15 protein-coding genes are annotated in these 16,626 nt (G+C 38.4%); 10 read left to right on the forward strand and 5 right to left on the reverse strand.

Annotation, left to right across the window (positions count from 1 at the left end; all coding sequences use genetic code 11):
• The first annotated feature begins 22 nt into the window (after window positions 1–22).
• Together ACFQZ1_RS16905 and ACFQZ1_RS16910 are read left to right on the forward strand one after the other, a co-directional pair.
• Window positions 23–4,180 (forward strand): S8 family serine peptidase, encoded by a 4,158-nt coding sequence (locus tag ACFQZ1_RS16905; RefSeq protein ID WP_377883371.1) that lies wholly within the window; start codon window positions 23–25, stop codon window positions 4,178–4,180.
• Between the two features lie 427 nt (window positions 4,181–4,607).
• Window positions 4,608–5,207: a TasA family protein gene (locus ACFQZ1_RS16910; RefSeq protein ID WP_377883372.1), complete on the forward strand. Its 600-nt coding sequence runs from the start codon at window positions 4,608–4,610 to the stop codon at window positions 5,205–5,207.
• 81 nt (window positions 5,208–5,288) lie between these two features.
• Here the strand turns inward: ACFQZ1_RS16910 and ACFQZ1_RS16915 are convergent, their stop codons facing one another.
• The 3 genes from ACFQZ1_RS16915 to ACFQZ1_RS16925 all read right to left on the reverse strand — a co-directional run bounded on the left by ACFQZ1_RS16915 (window position 5,289) and on the right by ACFQZ1_RS16925 (window position 7,748).
• Window positions 5,289–6,434 carry a glycosyltransferase family 4 protein gene (locus ACFQZ1_RS16915; protein ID WP_377883373.1) on the reverse strand — a complete coding sequence of 382 codons (1,146 nt, stop codon included), beginning with the start codon at window positions 6,432–6,434 and terminating at the stop codon, window positions 5,289–5,291.
• Between the two features lie 109 nt (window positions 6,435–6,543).
• Window positions 6,544–7,086, reverse strand: coding sequence for a phosphatase PAP2 family protein (locus ACFQZ1_RS16920; RefSeq protein ID WP_377883374.1), 543 nt, complete (start codon window positions 7,084–7,086; stop codon window positions 6,544–6,546).
• Between the two features lie 146 nt (window positions 7,087–7,232).
• On the reverse strand, window positions 7,233–7,748 hold the full coding sequence (locus tag ACFQZ1_RS16925; RefSeq protein WP_377883375.1) for a gamma carbonic anhydrase: 516 nt from the start codon (window positions 7,746–7,748) through the stop codon (window positions 7,233–7,235).
• 74 nt (window positions 7,749–7,822) lie between these two features.
• Here ACFQZ1_RS16925 and ACFQZ1_RS16930 point away from each other — a divergent pair, with 74 nt between their 5' ends.
• Together ACFQZ1_RS16930 and ACFQZ1_RS16935 are read left to right on the forward strand one after the other, a co-directional pair.
• On the forward strand, window positions 7,823–8,614 hold the full coding sequence (locus tag ACFQZ1_RS16930; RefSeq protein ID WP_377883376.1) for an alpha/beta hydrolase: 792 nt from the start codon (window positions 7,823–7,825) through the stop codon (window positions 8,612–8,614).
• A gap of 67 nt (window positions 8,615–8,681) precedes the next feature.
• The gene (locus ACFQZ1_RS16935) at window positions 8,682–9,743 is read left to right on the forward strand and encodes a tetraprenyl-beta-curcumene synthase family protein (RefSeq protein WP_377883377.1); all 1,062 of its coding nucleotides are present in this window, start codon (window positions 8,682–8,684) and stop codon (window positions 9,741–9,743) included.
• Between the two features lie 54 nt (window positions 9,744–9,797).
• Here ACFQZ1_RS16935 and mnmM read toward each other — a convergent pair whose 3' ends face one another.
• On the reverse strand, window positions 9,798–10,370 hold the full coding sequence (mnmM, locus tag ACFQZ1_RS16940; RefSeq protein WP_377883378.1) for a tRNA 5-(aminomethyl)-2-thiouridylate-methyltransferase MnmM: 573 nt from the start codon (window positions 10,368–10,370) through the stop codon (window positions 9,798–9,800).
• Window positions 10,367–11,326 carry a tRNA modification radical SAM protein MnmL/YtqA gene (mnmL, locus tag ACFQZ1_RS16945; protein ID WP_377883379.1) on the reverse strand — a complete coding sequence of 320 codons (960 nt, stop codon included), beginning with the start codon at window positions 11,324–11,326 and terminating at the stop codon, window positions 10,367–10,369. The genes mnmM and mnmL overlap by 4 nt, the downstream gene beginning before the upstream one ends.
• A 105-nt stretch (window positions 11,327–11,431) precedes the next feature.
• Between mnmL and ACFQZ1_RS16950 the strand changes: the two genes are divergently transcribed.
• The 6 genes from ACFQZ1_RS16950 (at window position 11,432) to ACFQZ1_RS16975 (ending at window position 16,547) form a co-directional block, all read left to right on the forward strand.
• Window positions 11,432–11,695: a YtzC family protein gene (locus ACFQZ1_RS16950; protein WP_377883380.1), complete on the forward strand. Its 264-nt coding sequence runs from the start codon at window positions 11,432–11,434 to the stop codon at window positions 11,693–11,695.
• A gap of 17 nt (window positions 11,696–11,712) precedes the next feature.
• Window positions 11,713–11,862, forward strand: coding sequence for a hypothetical protein (locus ACFQZ1_RS16955; protein ID WP_003208774.1), 150 nt, complete (start codon window positions 11,713–11,715; stop codon window positions 11,860–11,862).
• A 424-nt stretch (window positions 11,863–12,286) separates the two neighbouring features.
• Window positions 12,287–12,880: a hypothetical protein gene (locus ACFQZ1_RS16960; RefSeq protein WP_377883381.1), complete on the forward strand. Its 594-nt coding sequence runs from the start codon at window positions 12,287–12,289 to the stop codon at window positions 12,878–12,880.
• 149 nt (window positions 12,881–13,029) lie between these two features.
• The gene (locus ACFQZ1_RS16965; RefSeq protein WP_377883382.1) at window positions 13,030–13,722 is read left to right on the forward strand and encodes a hypothetical protein; all 693 of its coding nucleotides are present in this window, start codon (window positions 13,030–13,032) and stop codon (window positions 13,720–13,722) included.
• 196 nt (window positions 13,723–13,918) lie between these two features.
• Window positions 13,919–14,680 carry an ABC transporter ATP-binding protein gene (locus tag ACFQZ1_RS16970; protein WP_377883383.1) on the forward strand — a complete coding sequence of 254 codons (762 nt, stop codon included), beginning with the start codon at window positions 13,919–13,921 and terminating at the stop codon, window positions 14,678–14,680.
• 16 nt (window positions 14,681–14,696) lie between these two features.
• Window positions 14,697–16,547 carry an FtsX-like permease family protein gene (locus ACFQZ1_RS16975; RefSeq protein WP_377883384.1) on the forward strand — a complete coding sequence of 617 codons (1,851 nt, stop codon included), beginning with the start codon at window positions 14,697–14,699 and terminating at the stop codon, window positions 16,545–16,547.
• The last annotated feature ends 79 nt before the right edge of the window (window positions 16,548–16,626 follow it).

The following is a 16,626-nucleotide window of genomic DNA, read 5'->3' on the forward strand; positions in this document are numbered from 1 at the left end:
AAATTTAGGTGGGGGAACTTGTATGAAGAGAGGGAAATTTGGGAAGGTCCTTACGGGGACGTTAGTCGCTGGCATGCTATTATCACAAGGCATTCCGTATAACGTATTGGCAGAAAGTCCGGTTGAACTGAATCAAGTTGATAATGCGGAGAAAGTCTTGAAAGACCTGTCTGCGGATCAAAGAAAAGCGTTGGAACAGTTAGATGTAAGTCCTAATTTTACGATTTCTCCTGATATTGATTCTAATAGTCCTGAATTAGTAAACGTTATTGTGGAATTCAATCAGGCTCCAGCAAAAATTGAAGTGATGAAACAAGCAGCAAAAGGAAAGAAAATAGCCTCTACTACTGCGCAAGCAAAAGTGGATGAAGAACATAAAGTGTTTAAGCAACATGTCGAATCCTTGAAATCGAAAAAGGATGCTGGCACGTACGATACGCAAAAAATGAAGATTACACGTGAATACAAGAACGCGATTAACGGTGTAGCGATGACTTTACCTAGTGTGGCGGTGCAGGATTTAATTCAATCCGGAGTAGTAAAACGTGTCTTTAAAGATTACGAGGTAAAAGTAGAACCTCCGGTAGAAACGAAAGAAACAAAAGAAACAGTCCAGCCAAAAATGGCGGACAGCATTCCGCAAATTGGTGTGGACAAGCTTCATGCGGAAAACATTACAGGTAAAGGGATTAAAGTCGGTGTTCTTGATACAGGTATTGACTATAATCATCCTGATTTAAAAGGTGCTTATAAAGGCGGATATGATTTTATAGATAACGATGCCGATCCGATGGAAACAACATACGCGGATTGGATAAAAGCTGGTAAACCAACATCTCCAGGCTATGTGTATTACACAGAGCATGGTACGCATGTAGCGGGTACGATTGCAGCCCAAAAGAAAAACAATGCGGATTATGCGGTGAAAGGTGTCGCACCTGACGTAGATTTATATGCTTATAGAGTATTAGGCCCTTGGGGCGGAGGAAATACAGCGGGAATCCTTGCTGGGATAGATAAGGCAATTGCAGACGGTATGGATGTCATCAACATGTCGCTAGGTGCGCAAACTAACGATCCGTTATATGCCACTTCGGTTGCGACAAATAACGCTATGCTTTCAGGTGTGGTGACAGTTGTTGCTGCAGGTAACGCTGGACCGAACGAAAAAACCCTTGGTTCTCCGGGAACGGCAGCGCTCGGTATTTCAGTAGGAGCAAGTGATGTTTCTATATCCATTCCTACATTCAGTGCAAGTGCAGCGAGCGAAAAATTTGAAAACATGCAGTTATTAGGTAAAGATTTTCCTGATAAGTTAGAAGATTTACAAGGACAATCCTTACCAATTGTATTTGCAGGACTTGGGAAACCAGCTGATTTTACAGGGAAAGATTTAAACGGAAAAATCGCGTTAATTCAGCGCGGGGAAATTACGTTTGATGAAAAAATTAAAAATGCAAAAAATGCTGGAGCTAAAGCGGTTATTGTGTATAACAATGTCGACGGACAAATATCTGCCTACTTAGGTGAGGGGGTAGGTCTTATTCCATCTTTCCGCTTGTCAAAAGCAGATGGCGAACGCTTAAAGGCGCTAGGTGAAGTATCTTTCAAATTCGAAACGTTAAGCAATACAAAAACGGAAGGCGATCACTTGGCAGATTTCAGTTCACGCGGGCCGGTAAACGGAAATTATGATATTAAGCCGGATGTAGTCGCTCCTGGTGTATCAATTTTCTCTACTGCACCGGAATATATCAATGATCCGCAGGACGGTGTGAATTACAGCAATGCATATATACGCTTATCAGGTACTTCCATGGCGACTCCTCACGTGACAGGTACAGCAGCATTGATTTTGCAGGAGCATCCAGATTACACTCCTTTCGATGTAAAAGCAGCTCTTATGAATACATCGGATGATTTGAATGGCAAGAATTCCGTATACGAAGTGGGTGCGGGGCGAATTGACGCGTATCAAGCTGTTCATACGGATACATCCATCAAGGTATGGGACAAAACAAAAAATATTGAGAACGGAAATATTGTCGAAATTGACGACCAAACAGGCTCTATTATGTTCGGCAGACATTTCAAGCAAGGTGATAAACCAATTGAAGCGAGCAAAAAAGTGACTGTTCAAAACAATGGTAAAGAAGAAAAATCCTTTAAATTGGAAGTGGAGTATCACGGCGAGCGTACAGGTATTCAAGATGCAGTGAAGAATGGTGTACAAGTTGAGGTGCCGGCATCTCTTACAGTGGCAAGTGGAAAATCACAGGAGCTGCAGCCTAAAATTACGATTCCTTCTAGTGCAGCGAAAGGAAGATATGAAGGATATATTCATGTGACGAATGCGAACAATCCAGCCGAAGCATATCAAATCCCATTCGCTGTCATGGTGACGGAAAAGGGATTTGAATATATAAAAACGACTAAACCATCCGTAACAAATGCGACACCTTTCTGGCAGTATTTAGACCCTACGGTTCACGGAATCATGAAGTTGAATAGCCCAATGCAAACAATCGATATAGTTGTTAAGGACAGTAAAACAGGAAAAGCTGTAGGTTTTGTAGGAACAGCGAACACTAGTAAATTACTGACAGACAGAGAAACTTTTCTTATAGGAGCATTTAGCGGTACTGTCTATCCATTTACAAATGATCCTTCCAAGCCAATTGGCGATCTTCCTGTGAAGCTTCCAGCAGGCGATTATGTACTGGAAATGATTGCGCACGATGAGGAAGGGAAATCATATGTTGCAGATAATCCACTTATTGTGGACAATACAGCACCAGAAGTAAATATGGACAAAAAACCGGGTGTGATTGAGATTAATGACTCCATGTTTACGGAAGAGGATGGACAAAAAGCGGTATGGCTGCATGGAACAGCTAAGGATGCAACAGTGGATCTATTAAAATCCAAAGGATTGAACTATGATCAATCGTCTAACTCAATGGGGTACTCTGCAAATTCTGGATTCATAGATGGATACTTCCCAATCCAAGCGAACGGAGATGTGAAATTCGGAATTGAGGAAAGTGATATTGTAAAAGGACCTTTAAATTTGACTTTGACTATGTCTGATATTGCAACGGCAATGGGGAAACAAAAATATGTCTTCGTGAAAGAAGGTACGGAATATACGACTGCTAGTTACGATAAGAAAGATGTGAAAGTTGACGATACGGTTACCATGACACTCAGCCTCAATAATGTGAAGCAGCTTGTATCCGGGGAATTCCAGGTCGAATTCATGAATGATTTGTTCAAGTTTGAGAATGTGAAATTAAACAATGCGGTAAATCAGTATGCAAAGGAAAAGGGCTTGGAGGTATCGCTGCAAGAACCTGCCGTGAAGGAAGGAACTTACAAAAATACGGTGAAAGTCGGCGCAACTATGAAAGGGAATGCATTCAACGGTATGGACGGAGATATGCCTTTCATTGATGTAACGTTCAAAGTAGTAAGTGATGCATATTTCGATAATGTTATCGGATTTGATGTACAACAGGCGTCTTATATGAAAGCGGGACAAACAGCAGCTACTGCTATTCCTTATTTCAACACGGCAGATTTTAACCTTATTCCAACGCATTCGAGAGTGCAAGGTTCTATCCAACCGGAAGCATTTTTGATTGGGACTGGAAATTCTCAGTATTTGAGAAAAGCGGATTATACAAAAATCGGTGCTCAAGTATATGCGATGTCCCCAAGCGGTAAAAAATATAAGGGAACAATTGATAAGACAGGATTCTACACCATTTATGGTATCCCAGCTTCTACTGAAGCATACACAGTTGTTATTGATGTCCCGGGACATCTCAAAGCGATGAAGAAATTCATTCCTGGATATTCTGTAAACGGTGAGATGCGCGGGCAACATGTAAGATTAGGTGTTAAAAATCTTGCAGGGGACGTGAATGGTGATAGATTGATTGATATTCGCGATCTGCAAAGTGTAGTTGAAGTATATGGCAAGAAGGATGCATCTATCTTGCCGCAAGACATCAATCAAGACGGTGTCGTAGACGAGACAGATGTCCGGTTCGTTGAGAAAAACTTCTTACAAAAAGAAGTCGGCGTTCCAGAAGTGGTTAAGCCAAAAGAAACAATCGGCAAAAAAGGTCTGGCAGACTTCTTGCGTCAGATTGGTTTGGAGCCGAAATCAAAGTAATAAGGTGAAACTTCTATTAGTGGGGGATTTTCTTCATCCCTCACTGATGGAAAGCTCTCACCAATCGAGCTCTTATTATCCCGAAGTAGCGGGATAAACATAATATTAGCAAGGGATCTTGAGAAAAGAGAAGGAATACAAAGTGTTCCTCCTCTTCTTATTTGTTATAAACAGGAATCGGATTAATCTCCGTTTTTTTGGACATTTCTTACCTAATGTAATGATAGGGTTTATCCACCATTCATAAACCTATGAAATCATTACTGTATTTTCTGCAAATACTGATGCAATGTCGCTTTAAAATTTAAAGTTCTTTATTAAGAACTTAGCTGTAGCCATCCTAGTAGTATTTATCGATTTTGATTCGGTTTTACCTCATATGAACTTATTGGCTTTTAAAAATTATAAAATTAGGGGGATTATTAAAATGAGTCTTAAAAAAAAACTTGGTATGGGTGTTGCATCTGCAGTTCTTGGTTTATCTTTAATTGGAGGCGGAACGTTTGCGTACTTCAGTGATAAAGAAGTATCAGCAAACACGTTTGCAGCTGGTACATTAGATTTGAGCATTGATCCACAAGTTATCATCGATGTTGACAAAATCAAACCAGGTGACCAAGTGGAACGCGATTTCCACTTAATCAACAACGGCACTTTGAAAATAAAGGACGTTCGTCTTCTTACAGACTACACTGTAACAGATGCAAAAGGTGATAACGGAGATGCTGATTTCGGTGATCATATCAAAGTGGAGTTCTTATGGAACATCGACAAGAACACAGTTCCTGTATGGGAAACTACTTTGTCTGAATTGAAAAAAGCTACTGCTGATGGTAACTTTCCTGATCTTGTACAAAAAGGTATCGTAAACTGGGAAGGAAACGGGCTTGCTCCAGGAAGTGATGACACTTTCTATGTGAAATTCACATTTGTAGATAATGGAGAAGATCAAAACGTATTCCAAGGAGATACATTGAAATTAAACTGGACATTCGATGCAACTCAAACAAAAGGTAAAGAAAAATAAATAAAAACACAAGATAAAGAGAGGTCATACTTCGAAGTATGACCTCTCTTCTTATATTTTGTACAATGTAGCAGTTTCACTTTAAGCCAGCATTTCCGCTTTTCGATTTTGAATGACATCTTCATAATGCATCACGAGGTCACTGAAAATTTCATCCCAACTTTGTGTTAAAGCATAGTTTCTACCTTGTTGCCCCATGTATTCACGTTGCTCTTTCTGATCAAGTAATGTGTAAATAAAAGATAAAAAGGAGTCCGTTTGTTTCGGCTCACAAAGAAAGCCTGTTGTTCCGTGTGTAATAATATTTTTCACACCACCTGCGTTTGCGCCGATAACGGGCGTACCGCATGCAAGTGATTCTAAGACGACATTTCCGAATGTTTCTGTTGAAGAAGGGAATACCATAACATCTGAACAAGTATATACTTCAGCTAACTCTTCTTCTTTTAAATACCCAGTAAATGTTACGTTTTCTGTAATTGTTTCTTTTACTTCGTCAGCGAGAGGACCATCTCCGACGATTAGCCAATGAACATCATTTTTTCGTTCTTTCGTTGTTTTGTGGATTAATGCCAGCAATGTTTCGATATCTTTTTCAGGGGCTAAACGTCCAACGTAAGAGAGGATGTATGGTGATGTAATGTTATATTTTTTTCGAAATACGTCTTGATTATAGTGAGGATGAAATAGATTACAATCTACCCCGCGGCTCCATAAGTATAAGTCTTGGAAGTCTTTTTTTTGCAGTTGTTGCATCGTTTCGAGAGAAGGTACGAATGTTTTTTGCAGGGCGCCATGAAACCATTTTAAATAGTTCCACAGCATATTAGAGAAGAACTCAATTTTATAATATTGTAAATACGCATCAAAATCTGTGTGATAGGAACCGACGAGAGGGATGTTTAGTTTTTTTGCGTAATACATGCCGCAAAGTCCCATATTAAATGGTGTTGCGACATGTATTATATCTGGTTGAAACTGAAAGAGTTCTTTTTTGATGTAACGTGGATTTGGAAATGCGAATCGGCACTCTGGATATAGTAGTTTAAGTGGAATGCTTTTCATTTTATTGACATTCGTAACAAAATTATCTTCCGCCGTATGTTGCGGGGCAAACACAGAGTAAGAGATATTTTGCTTTTGCAAATACTGTGTAAAGCGATCGAGTGTTTTCGCAACGCCGTTCACTTGCGGTGTAAACGTATCTGTAAAGATGGCAATTTTCATCAAATTCCCTCCTTCTTCTATCCCGCCATTAATGGGTAGTGATACTCCCACCTCAAAGTGCAAAGAAAATAAAGAAAGTAGGTGGAGGATAACTGCTAGAAGTTTCACCTTATATAAAAAGTGGAATGAATTGATAATAAGAAACAATGCCGGATATTGTTCCGAGGCACATGCCAACAAGTACATCAGATGGGTAGTGCAAGCCGAGATAAATGCGTGAAATTCCCACGGTAATTGCTAGTGGAAGCAGCAAGAATGTCATACTTGGTTCATATAATAAAAAAGGAGCAATAACAGAAAAGATAGCAGTCGTGTGTCCTGATGGAAAAGAATGATCTACTAATGGATTTGTTGGATACTTTGCATTAAGAATTGTTAAATACGGACGTTTTCTTGGATAAAACTTTTTTAGAATTTGCACAGGTATATGGCTAATCGCAAGGGAAATAGCACTTGCAATTGATGCATTGTGTAAAGATCCGGTTGTGAAAAAAAGTAAGAATAGAGCGAGAGAAATTGTAAAGGTAGCACCGCCTATATGTGTAATGGCGCGAAAAAAGATGTTTAATGTTTTGCGCTCAAAATAGCGATTAATTCCTTTGAAGATGTAGCACTCTATTTTATATAAGGAGCTGATGGATCTAGTTTTCATCAAAAATCTCCTCCTCACTACATATATATTTGAAGATTTACTTTTATTTTAATAAGATTTTATTGAGGGAATACTAAGATTTTGTAAAGAAAACGTAGAATTTGGCAAAGAAAGAGCTGCCTTTTATATGGAGGCAGCTAAAAAGATTATTTCATTTGTAGACCTTTATAATATTGTCCTTTTTCTACGTATTCACGACGAATGCGAGCCATATCTTTAAGGTCTTCATCCGTTAATTCACGAATTACTTTTGCAGGGCGGCCGAATGTAAGTGTATTTGGCGGGATTTTCTTTCCTTGCGGTACTAAACTGCCGGCACCAATAAATGCACCTTCACCAATTTCAGCTCCGTCTAAAATAATGGACCCCATGCCGATTAACGCATCTTTTTTCACTGTACAGCTATGTAAAATAACTTGATGTCCAATTGTTACATCATCTTCTAAAATAAGCGGGTATGCTGGGCTTTGATGAAGTGTACATTGATCTTGTACATTGACCCGGTCTCCGATAATGGTTGGAGAAACATCTCCGCGAATGACAGTGTTAAACCAAATGCTTGATTCTTCACCAATTGTGACATCGCCTGTAATTGTGACATAGTCAGCGATAAATGCGCTATTAGCAATTTTTGGGTTTTTGTCTTTGTAAGGATAAATCATATAAGTAATCTTCCTCTCCTAGAAACTAATATTAGTGTAGCAAATTATGAAAGAGAGTGAAACGGAGGAGTTTTATGTGGAATTATGAAGCAGAAGAGGCGAAAGCTGTTATAGTTATGGTACACGGTGCGATGGAGCATCATGGTCGTTACGAGGCACTTGCAGAAATGTGGCGGTATATTGGTTTTCACGTGGTAATGGGTGATTTACCAGCGCACGGAACAACTTCAAGAAATAGAGGACATATTACTTCATTTGATGAATACATAGAAGAAGTAAAGGCATGGATCAAAGAGGCAAGAAAATATTACTTGCCTATTTTCCTATATGGGCATAGTATGGGAGGCTTAACAGTCATTCGTGTGCTGCAAGAAACGAAGATGGAGGTGCAAGGAGTAATTTTAACTTCACCGTGTTTAGGGGTTGTATTAAGACCTAAAGTACCGCTTCAGGCCATTATAAAAATGCTGAATGTTGTTGCGCCGAAAATGCAGTTTAATTCGAATATTACAGTTGAAATGGCAACGCGTAATCATGAAATTCGTGATGCAATGGAAAATGATTCATTGTTCTTGCGCAAAGTATCAGTTCGTTGGTATAGTGAGTTAATTAAAGCTGTAGAAGTCGCCCATGAAAAACGCGATGAATTTCCAGATGTACCACTCTTGCTAATGCAGGCGTGTGAGGATAAACTTGTAGATAAAACACGTGTCCGCAAATGGTTTGATAATCTGAAAATTAGTGATAAAACATACAAGGAATGGCCGAATTGTTATCATGAGCTATTTAATGAGTATGAAAAAGATGACATTTTCGCATATGCAAAATCATTTGTAGAAACACATTTAATTCAGAAAGAAAAATAATCAGATGAAATTTGTAATACATTTTGAACATGTTTAACCATATTCATTAGAGGAGATGAAGAAAGAAGTGACAGTACCAAGTAACCCCATAACGCTCATGGCGAAAGTATACCGAGATGTGTTTCCGGTCGTACACCATGAGCTCGCAAAGTGGAAGGAACGCGCCTATCATATTCCGAATGATGAACTTCATAATCAAGCATTAGCGAGTATTGAGCATAAAACGTTTCATTGTGAGGGTGGCGGAATTTTAGCACTGCTTGCCCATGAACATCGTGAAGAATGTATTCGATTTATTGTAGCGTATCAAACGATTAGTGATTACTTGGATAATTTATGTGACCGTAGTACATCGCTTGATCCGAATGATTTTGCGGCGCTGCATGAATCGATGCTTGCGGCGTTAACGCCAGGAAGTGAAGGAAGCAATTATTATCGTTACCGTGATGATCAAGATGATGGCGGTTATTTAGATGAACTTGTAGAAACGTGTCAGGACGTGCTTACAAAAACGAAGCATTATAACAAGATTGCACCAATTCTTCATGAGCTTGCTTGTTATTATTGTGATTTGCAAATTCATAAACATGTAAAGCTAGAAGAGAGAGAAGAGCGTTTAAAAACGTGGTTTGCAGCGCATAGTGAAAAAGTCCCGCCAATGAGCTGGTTTGAATTTTCCGCATGCGCAGGCTCAACGCTCGGTATTTTCTGTCTTGTAGCGTATGCGTTCCACGATGAATTAGCAGACGAAGATATTATGAAAATTAAGCAAGGATATTTTCCGTATGTACAAGGATTGCATATTTTACTTGATTATTTCATTGACCAAGAAGAAGACCGTATTGGCGGAGATTTAAATTTTTGTAGTTATTATGAAAATAAAGAAGCAACTCTTGAGAGATTGAAACATTTTGTGAAAGAAGCGGAAAAAAGTTTGGAACAAATCCCGCATATGAAATTTCACCGTCTCATTAGCCGCGGATTACTAGGTATATATTTATCAGACCAAAAAGTGTCGCAGCAAAAAGAAATGCAGCAGATGGCGCGGCGCATTGTGAAATATGGAGGTCTTACTTCGCGCTTTTTCTATTGGAATGGGAAGATGTATCGAAAGAAAATAGCGCAGTGATGCAAAAAGCCACTCTTTATACTGTTGTATAAAGAGTGGCTTTTTTACTTCTATTTATCGTTTTTCAATCGCAATAATAAACGGCGGGTTATTTTGTTGGTTCATAAATTCGTACTTCAACACGTGAGCCTCTTTTTGATCCAGCTCTCCTGCAAATTTCACAACAGCATCGCGTTCGACTTGTCCTTCTGGATGTCCGTGATAAATGACGAGAACGATGATTCCTTCCGGTGCCATTACTTCTAATAACTGCTGTATGGCAGAAAGAGTTGAGTTCGGTTTTGTGACGATGCTTTTATCACCGCCAGGAAGGTAACCTAAGTTAAAGATAGCTCCTGTTACTTTTCCTTTTGCATCTTCAGGTAATACGTCTGCTAATGTATCGTGGCTATCGTGAATAAGAACGGCACGCTCAGCCAGTCCTTTTTCTTGTAGACGCGCGGTTGAATTTGTGATTGCCTCTTCTTGAATGTCGAAGCCAAATACTTTACCGTTCTCTCCAACAAGTTCAGCTAAAAAATAAGCATCATGACCGTTGCCAAGCGTTGCATCAACGGCATAATCTCCTTCTTTCACTGCTCGCTCTAGCAGTGTGCGTGCAAAAGGTAAGATGCGTTCTAATTTCATACTTCCGTCACCCCATTTGCATATTTGCCTTGCCAACTGCCGCGGTGTACAAATTCAGCATCAATTGCATTTAATACTTCCCATTTATTTAAGCTCCACATCGGACCGATCATTAAATTTGGCGGACCGTCGCCTGTAATGCGGTGTACGATGACGTCTGATGGAATGATTTCAAGTTGATCAACAACAAGATTTACATAATCCTCAAGAGAAAGGAATTCTAATTGTCCTTTTTCATATTGCTTCACCATAGGTGTTCCTTTTAATAAGTGAAGCAAATGAATTTTAATTCCTTGAATATCAAGCTTTGCGACTTCGCGCGCTGTTTCCATCATCATGTCATAGTCCTCAAGCGGGAGGCCGTTAATGATATGTGAACATACGTTAATGTTATGCTTACGAAGTTTATTTACACCTGCTACATAAGATGGATAATCATGAGCACGGTTAATAAGAAGTGCTGTACGTTCATGCACGGTTTGTAAGCCAAGTTCTACCCAAAGGTACGTACGCTTATTTAAGTCAGCTAAATATTCGACAACATCGTCTGGTAAGCAGTCTGGACGAGTTGCGATTGATAAACCGACAACACCTTCTTCTTTTAAAAGGGGTTCGAATTTTTCTTTTAACACTTCAACAGGAGCATGAGTATTTGTATAAGCTTGGAAATACGCAATACATTTGCCATCTTTCCATTTTGTATGCATTTTTTCTTTCATTTCATGATATTGCGTAACAACATCATCACGGCGGTCACCAGCAAAGTCGCCAGAACCAGCCGCACTGCAAAATGTACAACCGCCGTATGCGACTGTGCCGTCACGGTTTGGACAATCAAATCCTGCATCTAAGGAAACCTTAAAGATTTTCTCGCCAAAATGTCGGCGCAGGTGATAGTTCCATGTATGATAACGTTTATTGTCATTTGAATATGGGAAAGGATTTTGAACTTTCATGTTATGCCTCCTCAATGATATGAGCAAAAATCATTATAACATACTCATAAGCTTCAGATGGAAGGGATAGACTAATGGAGAAATGAAAGGCAAGGAGGAAATATGATGGCAGAGCGTAGCGCAATTGAACGATGCATCAATGAAGCAGAACAAGCGATGGAATACGCAAAACAACAGTTAGAAGTGGGCATGAGACAAGAACATTACAATAAGATGAATTATTCAGATGCACAGCTACAATTGGAAAAGGCTTATACAGAAATCGAAACAATGGAGCACTTTGCAAATGCTGAGCAGCGCGATCAGTTATATCGTGCTCGTCTTGCGGTGCAACAGCTGCAGCATCAAATGATCGTTACACCGCACTAATAAGGAGTGAAAAATAAATGGCAAAACGTTCTGATCAAAATAACCCAGAGCAAAAAACGCAAAACGGACATAATGCCGAGTTTTCAAACGAATTAGATCCAGTGGTACAAGCGAAACAAAGAAATCGTAAAAAAGGGCAACCACAAAAATCAAAGCAATCAGAGTAAGCCAGGTCGAAGTATGACCTGGTTTTATTTTTTATCCCGCATTAACGGGCAGTAAGACTCTCACCTCAAGATTCAGAGAGAAACGAGGAAGATAGGTGAGGGATAACTGCCCGTAAAAGCCCGATTGGTTCAACTAACCATCAGTGGGGGATGAAAAAAACCCCCACTGATGGAAGTTTCACTTTATCCCGCTATTTTAGGGCAGTAAGACCCCTACTTCAAGCGCGAAACGATAGGTTGGGGTAGTTCAATGCATCTTGTATTGTGTCAGTCTTTCTTGTTTACTCCCAATTAATAAAAAAATGAAAACTTTGTGTCAGGACCTCTATTATTTTTTGCACTTTTTAAAAGTTAAGGAAAAGTTAAGGAACCTGTCCGATAATTCTACTTGTAACATCATTACGTATTTTAGGAGGAATTTCAAATGAAACTAAGATCAAGTTTGATTGCACCTATTTTAGCAGCGACAATATTGACTCCAGCAGCTGGAAGTGCAGTGATAAATCATTTCAATACATCTAACAAATCAGCTACACATGAAACAGCAGAACACCACCATAAAGGTAACCATGAGAAGGAGCTTACGAATATCATTAATCAATACGCTTCTTCTGATTTGAAAACGAAACTTACACAAGATTTAGCAACACATAAAAACTTAGAGCAACAATTGCACAAAACAGCTGGTTTCCAAAAACAAGAGGAACAAGAGAAAACACAACGAAAAGCTTTTTACGAAGCTCATAAACAAGAAATTGATTCTATTAAACAACAAGTAAAAGATGGAAAATTAACAAAAGAACAAGCGCATAAGCAATTAGAAGCGATATTTGGAAAACACGAAGATAAAGATCATGATAAAGGTAAAGAACAAGGCGAACGTGGTATTCAAAAAGAATTGAAAGCAGCTGTTCAAAAGAAAGACAAAACAGCTATTAATGCCGCATTAGAAAAATTTGATCAACAATTACAAAGTTCTAATCAGAAACTACAACAAGAAATTAACGCTAATAAATAAGATAAATTTGAACAGAAAGGCAGCTGATCTCAGCTGTCTTTTTTGCGTTCGGAATGGTAATATGTGTATATTTGATGTAGAGGGAAATATTTACATGCTTGAGGCTTTTATACAACACGACGGGAAAAAATAAAGGGAAGGAAATAGAGATGAAAAATACTATGGAGACAAGAGCTAATCATGCACAGGAGAAACTCAATGTATTTGGAAGTAAATCTTTTTCACAACCAGTTATTGCCGAAAGTGTCCATGTGAAAGGTGTTGCATCTTTTAAAAAGGATGTGCAGGCTAATGAATTTAGTATAATCGGGGACTGCACAATTCGGGGAAGTTTAATTGCTGAAAGTTTTAGCAATTCTGGTACATGCAAGATTGAAGGGGTATCTCAAATTAACGAAATAAAAAACACCGGTAGTTGTAAATTAGGAAAAATACAGGCAAAACATATACACTCATCGGGTACTTTATCGATAAAGGAAGATGTGTGTGCTGAAACACTCACAGTGCAAGGGGCTGTTCGAGTAAATGGAAATTTACAAGCAAAAAAGATTGAAATAGGATTTATAGCACCTAGTGGATTGCAAAATGTTGAAGGAGATATAATCAGGTTAGAGCCATCTCGTAAATTTTTATCTCTTACAAGTTTCATCCCAGGGATCAAGAAAAGAATTGTTTGTAAAACGATAAAAGGAAACGACATCACTTTAAGTAAAACAGATGTATCAATTGTGTCTGGCCGTCATATAGCAATTGGTCCAAACTGCAATGTGGATGAGGTTGAATATAGCGGTACATTACATGTAGATCCAAGTGCAAGCGTTGGAAAAATCACACAGTTGTAATGTAACCTTATTACGTGAAATAAAAATATATATCTTAAAATAACAAGCGGCTCCATATGCTACGTGTTTACATGTAACATATGGAGCCGTTTGTATATCTTACAAAAATGTAAGTTAAATGTAAGTTTAATCAATGGCAGAGGGTGTCCAAAAAGAGCAAAATAGGAACAGGAAAACAAAGTACAGGAGGATATATATGAAAGCACCAGTTGTTGACGTAAAAAATGTTCAAAAAGTATATGGTAAAAAAGGCGAAAGCCAATCACATGCATTAAAAGGCGTATCATTCTCCATTCAAGAGGGGGAATTTGTTGGGATTATGGGGCCATCTGGTTCTGGTAAAACCACTTTATTAAATGTCATTTCAACTTTAGATAAAGCGACGGATGGCATTGTTGAAATTGCAGGTACGGATATTACGAAAATGAAGCAGGGGGAACTATCTGATTTCCGTTCACAAAAGCTAGGATTCATATTCCAAGACTTTAATTTACTAGAGAATCTATCAATCTATGAAAATATTGCATTGCCGCTTTCTCTGCAAGGCGTTCCTTCTAAAAAGATTGGTCCAAAAGTAGAAAAAGTAGCGGAAATGTTAGGGATTTCAGCAATTCTTCAAAAATACCCTTCAGAAGTTTCTGGCGGGCAAAAGCAACGTTCAGCAGCAGCACGTGCGCTTGTACATGAACCAGCAATTATTTTAGGGGATGAGCCAACAGGAGCGCTTGATTCGAAAAACGCAACAAGTCTTTTAGATGCGATGACAAACTTAAATGAAGAACAAGGTGTTTCGATCATGATGGTTACACATGACCCGTATAGTGCAAGTTATTGCCGACGCATTTTATTTATTCAAGACGGAGAGTTATATAAAGAAATTCACCGCGGTGGTACACGTGAAGAATTCTATAAAGAAATTTTAGATGTGCTTGCTGATCTAGGCACACAAAAAGCATAAGAAAGGAGGTTCAAGCATGTTATTTAAGCTTTCCATGTCGGGACTGAAAAGTAAGCTGAAAGACTATATTGTCTTACTTGTTGGTCTTGTTATGTCAATTTCTATTTTTTATATGTTTCAAACGCTTGCAATGAATAAAGCGTTTCTTGAATCAAACTCTGTTATTGCAGCAATTGGGTTTGTCTTTCAAGCAGGTTCATTTTTATTAGCCATTATAACGTTCTTCTATATTTTATATGCAAATTCTTTCTTATTATCTCTTCGCCAAAAAGAGTTCGGGATGTATATGATGTTAGGAGCAAAAAAACATAAGATTACATTGCTTATGTTTATAGAAACAATCGTAATAGGAGTAGCGTCTCTTGTAATCGGGATTGCAGTTGGTGTAGGACTGGCGCAAGGAATTGGGCAGCTGCTTATGAAGCAGCTTGAGTTTACTGCAGGCGGCTATCATGGATTTTATGTTCCATCCATGACTGTTACGTGTATCTTCTTCTTTGCATTATTTGTGTTATCAGCAATTTTGAATAGTATTAAACTATCACGTATTTCAGTATTGCAGCTTGTGCATGCAGATGCACAAGCAGAGCGCGTTGCTGTAAAAGGAAAAATGACTGGTGTTGTCGCATTTCTTGCAATTATTTTATTAGCAATCGGCTATGCTTCTATGATTTATATGGACAAGTTACAACAATTTGGTATCATCATTGCGCTCATTACAATAACATCAGGAACGTATATGTTATTTGCTTCTGTTCTTCCACTTATTATTAAAAAGCTGAAAAGTAATAAAAAACGAAGCGAAAAAGGGCTTAACGCATTTACATTTGCACAGCTAAACTTCCGTATTAACAGCTTAACGAGAGTACTAGCAACTGTAGCAATGTTAGTTGCTCTCGGTGCAGGTGCCATTTCTGGCGGTATGGCTTTTAAAAATAATGTAATGATGACAGTTGATGGCTTTGCGATTTATGATACAGCTATCCATAATCCAACAGCAGAAGAGAAGAAAATTTTAGACGGTATTACATTCAATGAGAAAAACGAATATCGTTATAAAGTTGATGATAAATTTGTTTACTATTTAAAAGAGGATTTAGAAAAAAATCCCCCGTTAGTACATGAAGGTAAAGGGAAAGAAAACTTTGGTAAATTTAAACGTGCTTCGGGAGAGCTTCCTGTAGGTGCTATTTCTAGCTATGGTCAAGAAAAAGCAGAACAAGCAGTGGCAATTCCAGAAGAATGGGACGAGGCTTTAAGAAATATTCAGCCATTCCACCTATACCGTGACCACACGATGAAAATTGTTGATCAAAAGATGTACAATGAAGTGCAAGGAAAAGAAGGAATTGCCTTCATTGGAAAAACAGATAATTTTATAGCACATAAAGATGAATGGAAAAAACTTGATGAATTGGAGTTAGCGAAATATAAAGATATAAAAGCTGATGATTTATCAACGAAATATGCGATGTATACAGGTTTTTACAGCATTGCGAGCGGAACCGTATTTATGGGCTTCTTCCTAGGAATTGCTTTCTTAGCAATGATGGCAAGTTGTTTAATGTTTAAGATCCTTTCTGGTGCATCAAAAGATATTACACGTTATAACATGCTTCGTAAAATCGGCGTGCGCCGTGAGCTATTAACGAAGTCCATTTATAAAGAGTTATTCTTAGTATTTTTATTCCCGGCAATTGTGGGAATTGTACACGTGTTAATTGGGATGAAAATGTTCGGTTTTATTTTACTTGATCCGTACTTCCGCATTTGGCTTCCACTTGTCATTTTCGTAGTCATTTACGCGATTTACTATTTCATTACCGTTCAATTGTATAAAGGAATTGTTTTGCCGAAAGAAGAATAGAATTTGGAAGATACCGGGCATATACTGCTCGGTATTTTTTTATGTTATTTATGGTAAATCTAGGGACTTATGGTTACTG

Source organism: Bacillus sp. CGMCC 1.60114, from assembly GCF_042676365.1.
In the GTDB taxonomy this organism is placed as follows: domain Bacteria; phylum Bacillota; class Bacilli; order Bacillales; family Bacillaceae_G; genus Bacillus_A; species Bacillus_A rhizoplanae_A.

What these genes read in the sequence shown, in the direction of transcription:
- ACFQZ1_RS16905 (WP_377883371.1), top strand. Translation starts at nt 23, where the DNA reads ATGAAGAGAGGGAAATTTGGGAAGGTCCTTACGGGGACGTTAGTCGCT.
- ACFQZ1_RS16925 (WP_377883375.1), bottom strand. Translation starts at nt 7,748, where the DNA reads ATGATTTATCCTTACAAAGACAAAAACCCAAAAATTGCTAATAGCGCA.
- ACFQZ1_RS16950 (WP_377883380.1), top strand. Translation starts at nt 11,432, where the DNA reads ATGGCAGAGCGTAGCGCAATTGAACGATGCATCAATGAAGCAGAACAA.
- ACFQZ1_RS16960 (WP_377883381.1), top strand. Translation starts at nt 12,287, where the DNA reads ATGAAACTAAGATCAAGTTTGATTGCACCTATTTTAGCAGCGACAATA.
- ACFQZ1_RS16930 (WP_377883376.1), top strand. Translation starts at nt 7,823, where the DNA reads ATGTGGAATTATGAAGCAGAAGAGGCGAAAGCTGTTATAGTTATGGTA.
- ACFQZ1_RS16910 (WP_377883372.1), top strand. Translation starts at nt 4,608, where the DNA reads ATGAGTCTTAAAAAAAAACTTGGTATGGGTGTTGCATCTGCAGTTCTT.
- ACFQZ1_RS16970 (WP_377883383.1), top strand. Translation starts at nt 13,919, where the DNA reads ATGAAAGCACCAGTTGTTGACGTAAAAAATGTTCAAAAAGTATATGGT.
- mnmL (WP_377883379.1), bottom strand. Translation starts at nt 11,326, where the DNA reads ATGAAAGTTCAAAATCCTTTCCCATATTCAAATGACAATAAACGTTAT.
- mnmM (WP_377883378.1), bottom strand. Translation starts at nt 10,370, where the DNA reads ATGAAATTAGAACGCATCTTACCTTTTGCACGCACACTGCTAGAGCGA.
- ACFQZ1_RS16920 (WP_377883374.1), bottom strand. Translation starts at nt 7,086, where the DNA reads ATGAAAACTAGATCCATCAGCTCCTTATATAAAATAGAGTGCTACATC.
- ACFQZ1_RS16915 (WP_377883373.1), bottom strand. Translation starts at nt 6,434, where the DNA reads ATGAAAATTGCCATCTTTACAGATACGTTTACACCGCAAGTGAACGGC.
- ACFQZ1_RS16965 (WP_377883382.1), top strand. Translation starts at nt 13,030, where the DNA reads ATGAAAAATACTATGGAGACAAGAGCTAATCATGCACAGGAGAAACTC.
- ACFQZ1_RS16975 (WP_377883384.1), top strand. Translation starts at nt 14,697, where the DNA reads ATGTTATTTAAGCTTTCCATGTCGGGACTGAAAAGTAAGCTGAAAGAC.
- ACFQZ1_RS16955 (WP_003208774.1), top strand. Translation starts at nt 11,713, where the DNA reads ATGGCAAAACGTTCTGATCAAAATAACCCAGAGCAAAAAACGCAAAAC.